Annotated in this window: 14 protein-coding genes; 8 read left to right on the top strand and 6 right to left on the bottom strand. The window is 48.6% G+C overall.

The window, feature by feature from the left end; genetic code table 11:
- Positions 1-42: 42 nt before the first annotated feature.
- From Q4E93_RS05150 to Q4E93_RS05175, 6 genes are all read right to left on the bottom strand, one after another.
- Positions 43-1326 (bottom strand): TolC family protein, encoded by a 1284-nt coding sequence (locus tag Q4E93_RS05150; protein WP_303583119.1) that lies wholly within the window; start codon positions 1324-1326, stop codon positions 43-45.
- A 47-nt stretch (positions 1327-1373) separates the two neighbouring features.
- Positions 1374-1745, bottom strand: coding sequence for a hypothetical protein (locus tag Q4E93_RS05155; protein ID WP_303583121.1), 372 nt, complete (start codon positions 1743-1745; stop codon positions 1374-1376).
- Positions 1746-1814: 69 nt separating this feature from the next.
- Positions 1815-2837: an Atu2307/SP_0267 family LLM class monooxygenase gene (locus tag Q4E93_RS05160; RefSeq protein ID WP_303583123.1), complete on the bottom strand. Its 1023-nt coding sequence runs from the start codon at positions 2835-2837 to the stop codon at positions 1815-1817.
- An 89-nt stretch (positions 2838-2926) separates the two neighbouring features.
- Positions 2927-3781: a pirin family protein gene (locus tag Q4E93_RS05165; RefSeq protein ID WP_303583125.1), complete on the bottom strand. Its 855-nt coding sequence runs from the start codon at positions 3779-3781 to the stop codon at positions 2927-2929.
- A 4-nt stretch (positions 3782-3785) separates the two neighbouring features.
- A complete protein-coding gene (locus tag Q4E93_RS05170) occupies positions 3786-4664 on the bottom strand; it encodes an NmrA/HSCARG family protein (protein ID WP_303583126.1) in 879 nt (292 codons plus the stop codon).
- A 134-nt stretch (positions 4665-4798) separates the two neighbouring features.
- Positions 4799-5383: a Crp/Fnr family transcriptional regulator gene (locus tag Q4E93_RS05175; RefSeq protein WP_303583127.1), complete on the bottom strand. Its 585-nt coding sequence runs from the start codon at positions 5381-5383 to the stop codon at positions 4799-4801.
- Between the two features lie 165 nt (positions 5384-5548).
- Between Q4E93_RS05175 and Q4E93_RS05180 the strand changes: the two genes are divergently transcribed.
- The 8 genes from Q4E93_RS05180 to Q4E93_RS05215 all read left to right on the top strand — a co-directional run bounded on the left by Q4E93_RS05180 (position 5549) and on the right by Q4E93_RS05215 (position 15111).
- On the top strand, positions 5549-5965 hold the full coding sequence (locus tag Q4E93_RS05180) for an HYC_CC_PP family protein (protein WP_303583129.1): 417 nt from the start codon (positions 5549-5551) through the stop codon (positions 5963-5965).
- Positions 5966-6072: 107 nt separating this feature from the next.
- Positions 6073-6414, top strand: coding sequence for a heavy metal-binding domain-containing protein (locus Q4E93_RS05185; protein ID WP_303583131.1), 342 nt, complete (start codon positions 6073-6075; stop codon positions 6412-6414).
- 4 nt (positions 6415-6418) lie between these two features.
- A complete protein-coding gene (locus tag Q4E93_RS05190) occupies positions 6419-7699 on the top strand; it encodes an efflux RND transporter permease subunit (protein WP_303583133.1) in 1281 nt (426 codons plus the stop codon).
- Positions 7700-7706: 7 nt separating this feature from the next.
- The gene (locus tag Q4E93_RS05195; protein WP_303583135.1) at positions 7707-9644 is read left to right on the top strand and encodes an efflux RND transporter permease subunit; all 1938 of its coding nucleotides are present in this window, start codon (positions 7707-7709) and stop codon (positions 9642-9644) included.
- A 4-nt stretch (positions 9645-9648) separates the two neighbouring features.
- The gene (locus tag Q4E93_RS05200) at positions 9649-10896 is read left to right on the top strand and encodes a TolC family protein (RefSeq protein ID WP_303583137.1); all 1248 of its coding nucleotides are present in this window, start codon (positions 9649-9651) and stop codon (positions 10894-10896) included.
- A gap of 7 nt (positions 10897-10903) precedes the next feature.
- Positions 10904-12160: a heavy metal-binding domain-containing protein gene (locus tag Q4E93_RS05205; protein WP_303583139.1), complete on the top strand. Its 1257-nt coding sequence runs from the start codon at positions 10904-10906 to the stop codon at positions 12158-12160.
- Positions 12160-13383 (top strand): efflux RND transporter periplasmic adaptor subunit, encoded by a 1224-nt coding sequence (locus tag Q4E93_RS05210; RefSeq protein WP_303583142.1) that lies wholly within the window; start codon positions 12160-12162, stop codon positions 13381-13383. The genes Q4E93_RS05205 and Q4E93_RS05210 overlap by 1 nt, the downstream gene beginning before the upstream one ends.
- Positions 13384-13530: 147 nt before the next feature.
- The gene (locus tag Q4E93_RS05215) at positions 13531-15111 is read left to right on the top strand and encodes a hypothetical protein (protein ID WP_303583143.1); all 1581 of its coding nucleotides are present in this window, start codon (positions 13531-13533) and stop codon (positions 15109-15111) included.
- Positions 15112-15193: the final 82 nt, after the last annotated feature.

Consider the following 15193-nt stretch of genomic DNA (forward strand, 5'->3'; position numbering starts at 1 on the left):
GAGGTCGTGTATCTTCGATATCATGGTCGTTTTTTGGGAGTATTAGTTAGGGAAGATGGTTTTTCCAATGGAAAATTGAAGGGCCTCGATGGCCTGCATCCTTTCGTTTTCAATTTGATTGAACTGGAGGATATTGTTCTTATAGGATTCGTAAAAGTCAGTGAATTCGATGAGGCTGATATTCTTCTTCTGGAAATTGTCTGTAATGCCCTCCAACAGCCGCTCGTACTGGTTCTTAAACCTGGTGTCGACGTATCGCAGCATGTTATCGCTGGTGAGCGCCTTTGCATAGGCGCGTCGCACGTCATTTTCGACGATGCCCATTTGTTGCTTATAAAGGGTCTGACTTTGGTCGATGGAGATCCTGGCGGCCTTTATATTACCCTGGTTACGATGGAAGAATGGAAGGTCCATCGCTACCTGCAGGAAGGTGGCGTTATCTACAAAGCTTCCTCTTTTGTCGAATTGAGCCCCTAATGTGATATCCGGCGTGGCCAGAGCCCTTTGCAGGGCATAGTTTTGTTTACTGTACAGCAGGCTGTTAGTGGCAAGCTGCAGGTCATGCCTGTTGGCATAGGCGGTGTCGATCAGCGCAGGGAGGTCGAGTTTCTTCAGGGCGGCGGATAGGGTATCGGTCCCGTCCGCAAATACGGGGATAAAGGTAGCCGCATTGTTTTGTAACAACAGTCTTAGTTCGGCTTGCAGATCGTTTAGTTGGTTCAGCAGGATGGCCTGCTCGCCTTTTAGCGAGTATAACAGGGATTTGATACGGAGGGCGTCTTTTAGCGTTACGAGTCCTTTTCCCTGGAGGTCTTCGTAGGCCGTATGCAGTTTCTCCAGGGTGTTCAATTGACTTTGATAGGCATTTACGGAGTTCAGCGTATAATGAATGTTGAAGAAATTGCTTCTGAGAGAGAATCTCAGTGTCCGCAACAAGTCAAAAAACCGGTCTTCGCTAAGCCGGGTATTGGTGACTGCCAGGTTGATCTCTTTATTGCGTTTGCCGGCCAGGCGGACCAGCTGCTGGACCTGGATGATGTATTCTCCTGTCCGATTGCTGACATCGAACGGTTTTTTCTCCTGGGGGTTGTAGATATTGCCCGTAAGGGATAGGTTGGGATTGTTGTATAGTGATGCCTGGATAACACTCGCCTTTGCAATGTCTATGTTATACTTCTCCGCCAGCAGCACCAGGTTCTTGTCCAGAAATTGTTGTTCGGCTTCCTGTAAGGTGATACGTATCGTGTCCTGTGAATGCGCCTGAACACTGATAAATAGCACGATCATTGCCGAAAAGCCATTTAGCTTAATGGATCTTCGTTTCATCTCGACTCGAGTGATTATAGGTTGATAGTTGGGAGTTATTGGAGCAGCTAAGAAATGTCGCGAACTTCCGGCGGGGGCGTCAGTGTTTCGATGGAGATGAGCTTTATTTCATCGGATCTGTATTCTGCAAAATGGGTTGTATTGCATTGCAGGGTATTTTCTACCCGGACGATTGAAACAGGTTGGAATAAAAGATAATTAGGCACTTTGGCGATGTGGAAAGCCTGGCCTGTATCGTCGTCTTCATCGTCAGCGGTGGTGTCGTAACCAAGTACAACCCCGACATATTCCACCACGCTATTTATATCATCCAACTTCCTGCCCAAGGCATCGAATGCATCCACCTCCGGCAGTTGCGGCAGGAACATAGAGGTATTCATGTGTGACAGTAAGACCAGGAAAGCCAGGACTTTTTTCATATCCAGGCCAAATATACAGTAATATACCGGAAAACCCGGGCGGGCTGATTATGTGTTATTGGCTGACTATCAGCCATTTTGTTTTACCAGAGGAATAACTTTCCTGCCGATCAGTTCTATCGAAGACATTAATTGCTGGTGACTAAGACCCGCATTATCCATCTGAAAGGTAAACCTGTCCACTCCGCCTAAAGCTTCACTATGCCGAAGTAATTTTTCAGCCACTTGATCAGGTCCACCCACGACCAATACACCTTTGGGGGCGATCAGCCTGTTGAACTGTGATTGGGTCACCGGCGGCCAGCCGCGTTCCTTTCCCAATCTGGTCCAAAGCGCTGAATACCCCGGATAATAATCCGCAATGGCTTCCTCATTGGTGGCCGCGACATAACCTGGCGAATGTATGCCCACCTTCAACTGCTCCGGCGTAAAGCCCGCCCTGCGCCCCGCTTCACGGTACAGGTCAACCAAGGGGCGAAAACGTTCCGTTTCGCCGCCGATGATCGCCACCATCAACGGCAGGCCCAGCGTTCCCGCGCGTACGAATGATTCCGGTGTGCCACCTACCCCCAACCAAATGGGCAACTTTTCCTGAAAAGGCCTTGGGTACACGGGTTGATCATTCAAGGCAGGTCTGAACTTACCAGACCAGGAAACAAACTCTTTGTCCCGCAGCATGAGCAATAATTCCAGTTTTTCTTTGAATAAGGCGTCATAATCTTTCAGGTCAAACCCGAACAATGGGTAGGCCTCTATGGCTGATCCCCGACCTACGACAATTTCTGCGCGGCCCCTGGAGATCAGGTCGAGTGTGGCAAAATGCTGGAATACCCGTACGGGGTCAGACGTGCTAAGCACCGTCACGGCGCTGGAAAGGCGGATGCTTTTTGTCCGGGCAGCCGCAGCAGCGAGAATGACGGCCGGCGCAGAATCCAGAAACTCCTTCTTATGGTGCTCGCCGATGCCGAAAGTATCCAGTCCGGCCTGGTCTGCTGATGTGATCCTGTCAAGCAACTGTTCCATCGCATCTACACTGCTTAGGGCTTTGCTGCCATACATGGCCGAAGCGAAACTATCAATTCCTATTTCCATTATCTATCTATTTAATATCAAGCATAATATGTTTACTATCCATTCAAAGTTAACGATAGGGCGCCGGTTTGAACGATGATAAATGGTAGTTAGATCCGCCCATATTTCCCTGCATAAAAATCCCGGTAGGCAGCTGCAATTTCTGCCTGGGAGCTCATTACAAATGGCCCTTCGGCTATCACAGGTTCTGCATATTCTTCGCCGCCAAATAATAGGATATCAATAGTTGTCAGGGAGGTGTTTTTTATTTCAATTTCTCCGGCAACTTTATCAAACGCTATAAATTCACCTGCTTGAAACACCGTATTGTTCAGCATCACATTTTGTGTGGGTAAAAATGCGGCAACCTCTGTTTTATTTTCCATTTCCAACGAAAACTGCTGGCCTGCATTTAATTGAATATGATACAAAAATTGCTTGGAATAATCCGGAATTTTCGAACTCAATTCTTCATAGTTACCAACTATTACTTTTAACCAGCCACTTTCATTTGGCAATGTTTTTTTGGGGACTTCATTGGCCTGAACAGCCATATGGGCAGGCTTTTCGGCTTTGTTTTTTGCAGGTAGATTTATCCAAAATTGAAAGCCCTGAATAAATTTGCTCTCTGTTTGGGAGTCGTAATTTAAATTTTCATCATGGATTATTCCATTTCCGGCTTTCATCCACTGTACACCTCCTGAATATATTTTGCCCTTATTACCCGCACTGTCGGAATGTTCTACTTCACCCTGGAGGATATAGGTTAACGTTGCAATGCCCCGGTGTGGATGTGCCCCTATACCGTTTTTGGTTATTATTTCTTTAATGGCGGGGGCAACATAATCGAGAAATACAAACGGACCAACTTTATTGGCATACCGATTAGGTAACATTCGTTGGATGGACAGAGGGCCTACCTCGGCTCTATTGCCTTTTGTCGAAAAACTTGTTTGTTTTTTCATTTTCCTAACTGTTTTGACTTAGCCATTCCCGAAGGGTTACAAATTTATTGGTGGCAATCTCTTTTGCTAATTCAATCTGTGACGCTGAACCCGGCCCCATGTAAGTGTATTTTTCAAAATACCCGAACATTTCAGCTAATTCCTTTGCTCCTTCAAAAAAGGTTGAGAACATTTCGGCTGGCACTTGTGAAAAACTGTGCTCTTTGCCATTTTGTTTATATGCTTCAATAATATCATTAAAACTATTCAACTCTGTTGCCATTGAAAGGTAATTCCCATTTCCAGCTTTTTCAGGTTGCGAAAATGCCCCCGCAACTACTTTGCCTAGATCATCAATGTCTGACATGTGAATCGCCTTTTTTGTTGGGTCAATCGGCAGCGTCCAGCCCGTGGTGCCATCTTGTTTTGGCTGTGGCCCAAGCATTCCAATAAGATTTTGATAATAAAAAGGGGGTTGAACGAATGTTGTATATTTAAAGCCTGCACTTTTTACCAGTTCATCCACTTTAGATTTGCCAGTGAAATGAGGTACTTCAAATGCTGCATTACTAATGAATTCAACATCTGGAAGCGTTGACCAGATAAAATGTTGCATTCCCGTTGCTTTTGCCGCTTCAATGGCGTTTTTACCCTGGGCAATTTCGTCTGCACCTTCCCAAAAGTTGGTTACCACAAATACGCCATAAGCGTTTTTAAAAGCATCTTTTAATGATTGCAAATCGTTTAAATCCGCAAAAACGGCTTCATGCGCCTTGCCTGAATATTTTGCGGGATTACGGGTTATTGCCCTTACGTTAAAAGAGCCTTCATTTACAAGGGCATTTACAATACCCTTTCCTTGTGAGCCTGTTGCTCCAACTACTACTATTAATTTCTTTTTCATTTTATTTCCTGTTTGATTTACTACGTAAAATTGCATCGAAAGCCAGCCTCACAACGATGATAAATGACGAAAAAGAACGTAGACAAATATCTATGGAAGGGAAAAATGGAAAGATTAATTAATAAAAGGACGGCTTATTTTTTTAATGCCTGTTTTCGCACACGGCTTAACGTGTCTTTTGTAATACCCAGGTAGGAGGCAATGATATGTTGAGGAAAACGTTGAACAAATTGAGGGTGGTTGTCGGCAAACTCCTGATAGCGTTTTTCCGCCGTGTTACTAATGGCGGAATTCAATCTCCGCTGGGAAGCGATAAAGCTTCTTTCGTCCATTAATCTTGTCATTTGTCCAAATGAAGGTATTTTTGCCATCAGATCCAGCATATCTGCCGTTGTGGCAATGAGCAGGTCTGTATCTTCCCAGGCATCAATATTGTATTTCGATGGAGTAAGCATAACGGCACTTTCACGGTCGCTTGCCCACCAATTTTCAATGAAAAGTTGTACAATATGCTCTACACCTTTGTCGTCAATGCTGTATTGTCGCATAGCGCCTTTTACAATAAAACCAACGTATTTACACACATTACCTTCCTGTAAAAAGTATTGTTTTTTCCTTAGTTTTTTAGGTTGGAAAGCCGCTATGATCAGAGCTTCCTCATCATTTGTAAGTGTTGAATTAGTACGTTTGGTGATATAGTCTAAAAGGTTTTTGTGCATCACGGAGATGGTTAGTTTTACCAGGGTAAAGATATAATAAAACGTACCAAATAAAAAGGCAGTGTAAATCAAATGTTTACAAGTGAAAAGCAAGGCCTGGCATTGTCCGGCGGGCGGCTTTTTTCAGAATCTGGAAATTAGCGCTACTTTTGTACCAGGTTTTCCATGAAAAAGGCCTTCGCCATCATATTAGCCGTCGTTTACCTGTCTACCTCCATGGGGGCAACGGTGCATATGCACTATTGCATGGGCAAGCTTTTCTCCTGGGGACTGGTAAACCAGGAGAGCCAGAATTGCGGTCTTTGCGGCATGCCTAAAAGCAATAAGGGCGGCCATTGCATGACGATGAAAGATGGCTGCTGCAAGGACAAGCAGACCCAGATTAAGCTCGATAAGGATCAAAAAAACTCAGAACCTGCCTACGAGGTTTTCAGCCTTCCTTATGAAACAATAACTACCAGTCTTCCTGTCCTGGCCGATATTTATGCGGTCTCCCATATCGTCGGCCATCCTACCGCCAATGCCCCGCCCAACCCGGGCAAAGTGCCTGTATTTCTCCGCAACTGCAGCTTTCGTATTTGATTGATTCCTCCCCATTCATTGCCTGACGTTCCGTTGGGCTGTAAGTGCTTGTTCTATCTAAGCAAGAAGCCATAATCAATTTCTCATTCATCATTAAATCAACAATCATGAAGAAGCTACTCATTCTCATTCTCCTGCTGACAGGTACGCTGGTCAGCTTTGCACAAAAAGCTAAGGACACGATGCCAAAGGGCAAAATGGACACAGCAAAGACGGTGTACACCTGTCCCATGCATCTGGATGTCACCAGTAACAGACCCGGCAAATGTTCTAAATGCGGTATGACGCTCGTTGCCAAAAAGGTCGACAAAAAAGCCAGATCGAATAAGCCGTATTACACTTGCACCATGCACCCGGAAGTCATCAGCGATAAGCCGGGTAAATGCCCGAAGTGTGGTATGGTCCTGGTCAAGAAAGAGCCGGTGAATCACGACAAAATGAAAATGTAGCCCCATGGTTCAGCAACTCATCGGATTATCCCTCCGCAACAGGTACGTGGTGCTGGTAGCAGCACTGGGCCTGTTCGCCTGGGGCGTCTTTGCCGTCAGGCAAAACCCCATCGATGCCATACCCGACCTGTCGGAAAATCAGGTCATCGTATTCACAGAATGGATGGGGCGGAGCCCGCAGATCATGGAGGACCAGGTGACTTTTCCATTGGTGTCCAATCTGCAAGGCATTCCCAAAGTGAAGAATATCCGGGGCGCCTCCATGTTCGGGATGAGCTTTGTCTATATCATTTTTGATGACAACACCGACGTATACTGGGCGCGTACCCGGGTATTGGAAAGATTGAGCTATGCCCAGCGTCTATTGCCGCAAAACGTTACACCTACGATTGGCCCCGATGGCACGGGGGTCGGACACGTGCTGTGGTATACCCTGGATGCCCCGGGAATAGACCTGGGAGAGCAACGGGCCCTGCAGGACTGGTACATCAAATTCGGGCTGCAGACGGTGCCCGGGGTCGCTGAAATAGCTTCTTTTGGCGGCTTTGAAAAGCAGTATCAGCTGGTGGTTGACCCCATCAGGCTGCAATTCTACAATATCTCCCTGATGGATGTGATGAATAAGGTCAAAGCCAATAACAATGACGTAGGAGGTAGAAAATTCGAGATGAGCGATATGGCCTATATCATCAGGGGCCTTGGCTATATTAAAAATAAAGAGGACCTGGAAGGTATCGCCCTTGCTAATTACAAAGGGATCCCTGTCCGGGTAAAGGATATTGGTACGGTCCAGATGGGCGGTGATCTCCGGTTGGGCATCTTCGATCGGAATGGAGAAGGCGAAGTCGTCGGCGGCATCGTCGTCATGCGATATGGGGAAAATGCAGACAAGGTGATCACGTCGGTAAAAGAAAAAATGAAAGAAGTGGAAAAGGGCCTGCCGGAAGGCGTCCATTTCAGGATCGTCTATGATCGTAGCAGCCTGATCGAAGCGGCCATTGCCAATATCAAAGGCAAACTGGGAGAAGAAATGCTCGCCGTATCGCTCATTGTCATTCTCTTCCTGTTCCATTGGCGCAGCGCCCTGAGCATCATCATCCAGATACCTATTACCATTACGATCAGCTTCATCCTGCTAAATGCTTTTGGTTTATCATCCAATATCATGTCTTTGACCGGGATTGCCCTGGCCATTGGCGTGATCGTGGACAACGGCATTATCATGGCGGAAAACTCTTACAGGAACCTGGCGGAGTGGCAGGCAAAGCACTCACCGAATAAATAACAGCTGTATGGCATTTAGAAATCGCCCACTTAAAAGCAAAGACTACTACCGCATCCCGTTCGCGGAGCGCCTGGCCATCATTGAAAGGTCTTGTAAGCAGGTGTCCCGGGGCGTCTTTTTCTCTACCATTATCATCATCACCTCCTTTCTGCCGGTGTTCCTGCTGACAGGACAGGAAGGACGGCTGTTCCATCCGCTGGCCTATACAAAGACCTTTATCATGCTGGTGGACGCCTTTCTGGTAGTGACCCTGGCGCCTGTGCTGATCTCCTTCTTTATGACCGGACGTTTCCGGGGCGAGCGGGCCAATCCGGTTAACCGCCTTTTGGAGAGAATATATGAGCCATTGATCAGGCTGTGCATCAGATGGAGAAGAACGACTATCGGCATCAATATCATTGCCCTGGTCATCAGCATCCCGCTGATCCTAAGTCTGGGAAGAGAATTTATGCCTCCCCTGGACGAAGGCTCGATCCTTTTTATGCCGGTGACGTTGCCCGATGTTTCGAATTCCGAGGTGAAAAGAATTCTGCAGGTGCAGGACAAGATCATCAAATCCGTCCCTGAGGTGATGAATGTCCTGGGTAAGGCCGGCCGGGCGAACTCCGCCACGGATAACTCACCTATCAGCATGGTGGAAACGATCATCCTGCTAAAACCCAAAGCCCAATGGCGGTCCGGGATTGCCAAAGAGGACATCATCAACGAGCTGAACAATAAGTTGCAGATCCCTGGGGTCACCAACGGCTGGACACAGCCCATCATCAACCGGATCAATATGCTGTCCACCGGCATCCGCACGGACGTTGGCGTAAAGGTATATGGGCAGAACCTGGACACGATCTATGCCTTTGCGCAGAAAGTAAAGACGGAATTGCAGGGCGTCGCAGGTGTGAAGGATCTGTATGTGGAACCTATTACGGGGGGGAAATACATCGACATAACGATCAAACGGAATGAGATCGCCCGGTACGGCCTCAGCATCGATGATGTGAACGCCGTCATTGAGATCGCCCTGGGAGGCATGAAATTGACGACTACCGTTGAAGGGCGCCGGCGTTTTTCCGTCAACGCCCGGTATGCGCAGGATTTTAGGGATAATATTGAATCGTTAAAACGACTGTCCGTACAGACCATGCAGTTCGGGCCCATTCCTTTAAGCGCCGTCGCTGATGTGCAGTTGACGGAAGGGCCCCCCATGATCAATTCGGAAAATGCCTTGCTGCGGGGCACCGTCCTGTTCAACGTACGCGACCGGGACCTGGCCGGCACGGTGCAGGAGTCACAGGACAGGCTGAATAAAATGCTGACCCGGCTGCCCAAAGGGTATTTCCTGGAATGGAGCGGTCAGTACGAGAACCTCATCCGGGGCGAGAAGACTTTAAAGCTGATATTACCGGTTGTGCTGGTGGTGATCTTTATCTTTATGTATTTCGCCTTCCATTCCGCCCGGGAAGCCCTGCTGAGCCTGATCACCATACCTTTCGCCCTGATTGGAGGGGCTTATATGGTCTATTTCTGGGGGGTGAACCTCTCGGTGGCGGTAGCTGTCGGGTTCATCGCGCTTTTTGGACTGGCCGTGGAGACAGGTATTGTCATGGTGATCTACCTCAACGATGCCATGCAGCAGCTGGTAGAGGCAAAGGGCAATTCCAGGGAGAGCATAACGCCTTCCGATCTCCGCGAATACGTAGTGGCCGGGGCCGCAAAACGCCTGCGGCCCAAACTAATGACAGTGTGCGTTGCCCTGTTCGGGCTTATCCCCATTCTATGGAGCTCGGGGGTCGGTAGCGACGTGATGAAGCCCATCGTCCTGCCTATGATCGGTGGCGTATTCACCTCTTCCATCCATATTTTGCTGGTCACGCCCATCATTTTCTTAATGAGCAAGGAATACGAATTAAGAAAGCACGGAAAGATCGACGTGCTGGAAGTAAAACATTAATGCTATGCAAAGACTATTTATCATATTGATCATTTCCATCTTATCCACGCGCGGGCTGGCACAGCCCTTGATGAAACTGGATGACATCATGTCGGCTATCCAGACCAGCCATCCCTTGGTGAAGATGTATGACGCGGATATCCGATCTATGGACGAAACGGCCAAAGGCGCCAGAAGCTGGGAGCCTCCCGAACTCAGCACAGGTGTCTGGATGGCGCCCTACAACCCTTCCTTATGGAGGAAAAATGCCGATGGCACCCCGGGTATGGGCCAGTACATGATCTCCGTACAGCAGATGCTTCCCAATAAGAAAGAACAGGAGGCGAATGCCCAATATATGCAAGCCATGTCGGCTGCCAGCAAGGAAAGCAAACAGGCCAACCTGAACGAGCTATATGCCCTCGCGAAGAAAAGCTATTACGACTGGCTGATCGTTGAAAAAAAGATACGGGTGCTGGATGAAGACAGCGTGCTGCTGGATTTTATGATACGAAGCGCAGAGATCCGGTATAAGAACAACCTGGGCAAGCTCAATGCCTACTATAAAGCAAAGGCTGCTTTGACGGGGATCGAGAATCAACGAATCATGCTGCAAAACGAGGTTCGACAGCAGCAAATCATCCTGAATACATTAATGAACAGGAACAAAGACGTACCATTTGCTATCGATACTGTCTATGCGATCAAAGAGTATCCGCCAGCCGATAGTAGCTATTTTCTCCAGGCACGCAGCGACCTGAAGGCTATCGATAAAAACATCCAGCTTGCTCACCTTCAGCAAAACCTGGAACGTACTAAACTGAAACCCCAATTCGGCCTCCGGTATGACCATATGTTCGGCTTCGGAGGATTACCCATGCAATACAGCCTGATGGCAATGGTAAAGCTGCCGATAGCATCCTGGTCGTCTAAAAGCTATAAAGCGAATATCGAAAGCCTGGGATGGAAAGCCGAATCTCTCAAAGAGCAGAAACTAATGGTGCTGAACGAGGCCGCCGGGCAGGCGTCGGGCATCCTGGCAGGCATAGAAAATAAAAAGAAGCAGGTGACCTTATACCAGCAAAAGCTCATCCCCACGCTGCAGAAGAACTACCAGATAATGCAGCTGAGCTATGAGCAGAATACAGGTGAGCTGTACGAATTGCTGGATGCCTGGGAAACACTGAACATGACGCAACTGGAATACCTGGACCAATTGCGGGAATTATTGAACATGCAGGTAGAAATGGGCAAAGTGCTGGAACAAAATTAATTATAGTATGAACAAGTTGTATATAGGGCTAATTGCCCTTGTTTTCGCCGCTGCCTTGCTGATCCCGGGCTGCAAGGGCCATCCGGCAAAGCCGCCTGTGGCAGCGGTCAGGGACGCGATCTATACCTGCCCCATGCATCCCCAGGTCATCGCCCATCAGCCGGGCAAATGCCCTATCTGCGGAATGGACCTGGTGAAAAAAGAATTCACAACGGCCGAAACAGGCAATGAAACGGCAGACCTCGGCACTTTGCTAAAACCCACCAATACATTTGTTTTTTCCAGCGTGCCGGTGACTACGATCCGGACAGGCAAGCAGGCGATTGACAGGGATGTTTTAGGCAGAGTGGACTATGACACCCGGCGGATCCATACTATTTCCGCGCGGGTTTCCGGGAGGATCGAAAAACTATATGTAAAATATCGTTTCCAGCATGTACACCAGGGCGCGAAGATCATGGATATCTATAGCCCGGAGCTGGTGACTGCGCAGCAGGATCTTTTGTTCCTTCTCCGCCGCGATCCGGACAATCCTTCGCTGCTAAATGCAGCCAGGGAGAAATTGCTGTTGCTGGGGATGACCAGGCAGCAGGTGGAGCAGGTAACGCGGACGGGAAAAGCTTCCTATACGGTGTCGCTGTACAGTGATTATAGTGGGCATATCCATGGCGCCGGGGCTATGAATGAAGTGGCCGTCAATACCGGGCAACCAATGGATGTTGCGAAGGGCACGGAGGAATTGCCTGTAAAGGAAGGTATGTATGTCACGAAAGGACAAACCATTTTCCAACTATTCAATACGGATAATAGCTGGGTCCTACTTAATATTTTCCCGGATGATGTGCCATTGATAAAGCCAGGCATGCCTGTCACGATCTTTCCGGAGACCACGAGGGATTCCTTTGATGCCCGGATCGATTTTGTAGAACCGGTTTTCAGGGACAATAGTAAGACGCTCACAGCGCGGGTCTATTTTGACAATTCGACCCGTCAAATACCTATTGGCAGCCAGGTAAAGGCGATTGTCCACCACAGCAGTCCACAGATGAAGTGGCTTCCCCGCACATCGGTGCTGAACCTCGGGCTAAGCCACGTCGTGTTAAAGAAGATACAAGGCGGATTCTCCGTGCAGGCCGTCCAAACAGGCATGCTGGCCGATGGTCTTATCCAGGTGATGGGTGGCCTGGATGGGCAGGACAGCGTGGCTACCGACGCGCAATTCTTAATGGACAGCGAAAGCTTTATAAAAGTAAAACAACAGTAATGAACAGGTTACAGCTTTTCATCGTAATGGGGATGCTTGTTCTGCTCTTTGCCTGCAGGCAAAAAAAAGAGCAGGCAACAACATCAGACCCGGATATATATTACACCTGCAGCATGGACCCACAGGTAGTGGAATCCAAGCCTGGTAAATGTCCCATCTGTCATATGGAACTGACCGCCGTGCATAAAAGCCAGCAGCAAAATAGTGACCAGCTGAAACTGAGCCCCGGACAAATGCACCTGGGCAATATCACCACGGATACGATTCGTCCGGGTTATACGGGAAGCCAGCTGGTGCTGACAGCCACCCTGAATACTGACCAGTCCAAAACAAACGCCGTCAGCGCCCGCATCGGTGGTAGGATCGATCATCTCTATTTCAAAAATATCGGCGACTACATTCCCAAAGGAGCTAAACTATTCGACCTGTACAGCGAGGAATTGAACAACGCCAAACAGGAATACCTGCTAGTCTTACAAAAACAAAAGGCCCTGGGCAATTCCATCGTAGATTACCATCCACTGATCGAGGCAGCCAGGAACAAATTACTATTATGGGGCATGAGCGACGCCCAGGTGACTGAACTGGTGAAAAATGGTACGGCCGGCATGACAACGACTTTTTACAGTCCGGCGGGGGGAACAATCGTTGAGCAGGCAGTAAAAGAAGGCGATTATGTCACCGAAGGCGGCACTGTTGTGCGTATGGCCGACCTGTCCACTTTATGGGCCGAAGCCCAGGTGTACACATCACAATTGGCGCAGTTCGACCGAAAGGCTGCGGCGATCGTACATTTCCCCGACCTGCCGGAAAAACCACCTGTTCAAGGCGCTATTGACTTTGTAAATCCGGAGGTTGACCCTGACAACCGGATCAATTTGATCCGGATCACCCTTTCCAATAAAGATCGCCTGCTAAAACCAGGAATGTCCGCCTATGTGACGATCAGGGATCCTCAACGAAAAATACTGTCCCTGCCCATCGACGCCGTGCTCCGCAACGGGAAAATGGCGGTGGTATGGGTTGAGACGGCGCAAAATACCTTCAAAAGCAGGATGGTTGATACGGGCCAGGAAGGCGATGGTCTTATCGAGATCCGGTCTGGCTTGCAGCCGGGAGACATCGTGGTGATAACCGGTGCCTATTTGCTGCAAAGCGAGTATATTTTCCGGAAAGGGTCTTCTCCCATGGGAGGGATGGATATGAGTAATATGAAAATGTAGGCATCCGCCGACCTGGACGGGTATACGGATCCCGCTGCCGGATTTCGGAAATCGTACATCTGGCATGCCGTCGCAACTTGCGGAGAAAATAATAATTAGCCATTAACGTTAAGCAGTACATGTATAAAAAATAAAAACCAATAATCCATGAAAAGAACGACATCCTTATTTATACTTATTTTTTTTACGTGTTTTCATCTAATGGCGCAGAAAGCGCTGATCGATTGGAGCGAAGTGGATAAGCGATCGGTATGGGGTCCTTACCTGTCCAACATAACAAAAGGTCATGGAAATGAGATCATCACCCTCCAGGTCAAAGGATCAGGGCTGCTGGGTGGAAAGCAAACTCCCACCTTTACACGCTATGACCGTCATTGGAACCCTGTACTGGAAAAAGATCCGTTTAACGGAAGCTCAAAAATGGGTATCTACAACCTGGTGCAATTCAATGACGACCTGTTCCTCCTTGCCAAAGCCTGGGGATCGAACGCCGAGGCCTATACTTTACAGGCTTTTCCGATAGACCCCGTCACTCTGGAAGCCGGTGCCGCCCGGGACCTGGTGAGCTTTGATAGCCGTCACAAAAAGATCGCCGCCTCCATTACCACCGGCATGTCGAACGACAAATCCCTGGTGCTCCTGTTTGCCACCGAACCCTACGACCTGAACGAAGACAGAAAATATTACATGGGGGTATGGGATAACAAATTTAACAAACAATGGGAGCGGATGACCTACCTGCCCTATTCCGCAAAATTCATCATCCTCAAAGGTCAACGGGTATCCGCCCAGGGAGACGTATACCTGGCCTGCAGGCAATATGAGAAAGAGGTGATCAATAATCCATTGCAAGGGACCATCGACAATATGTCTCCGTATAAATACAAGCTGTTTGTTTATTCAAAGAACGACAGCTTGCCGCGGGAATATACGGTCGATCTGAAGGGGAAGTTCGTACATGATGCCGTTCTGCATTTTGACGACAATGGCAATCTGATCATCGCCGGATTGTACAAGAACAATTTTGCGGGCAGGGTCAGCGGCAGTTTTACAGCCATGCTCGACAAAACCGCTCAACAGATAACCATCAGGAAAATGGAAGCTCTTCCCGCCGGAAACCTGCTCGCACAGGTGGCAGCTGATGGTTGCGGCAGCGCTGACGCGAACGACCCCGGCTTGGACCCTGCATTCAAATTGGTGGGCGATAACAAACGGGATGACGGCACCATCGACCTTCTGGCCGAGTACAATACAGTATCGCATCACTCGAGCGTAAGCCTGGCCACGAGTTCCATGATGGACCAAACGACGTACAAAGCATACGACGTGGTGGTGGTCAGCTTTAAGCCGGATGGAAGGATCCTCTATAGTCATTTGCCTAAAAAACAGGAAGAGAGCCCATTCTGGACCCATATTTCGATCAGGTACATGAATCATGGGAACGACCTCATCTTGTTCTACAATGACAACAAGAAGAATGTAGCCGGCCAACTATCACAAAACCCACAAGCCGCCGACAGCCTCGGCAATTCGGTCTTTGTTATGGCCACGATCAGCACCAACGGAGAGGTGCGGCGGCAGGCGCCCTTCAGCAATGATGATCCGGAAATGATGGCCGATCTCATCCACTGCCATCCAATGGGGGCCGACGCCATGAGCTTGTATGTTTATAAAACGCGAAAATTTGCCCGGTCACAATACCAGCTCGGCCTGCTGACGCTGCAGTAGGGCAAAACTGGCCACTCTGGAAGAGATTGGCTCCGCCGACCTCTTTCGGGTGCTCTTACGCATTTGTGCGGGGGTGAGATTT

This window comes from Flavitalea plasmicola (genome assembly GCF_030546645.1).
Taxonomy (GTDB): Bacteria; Bacteroidota; Bacteroidia; order Chitinophagales; family Chitinophagaceae; genus Puia.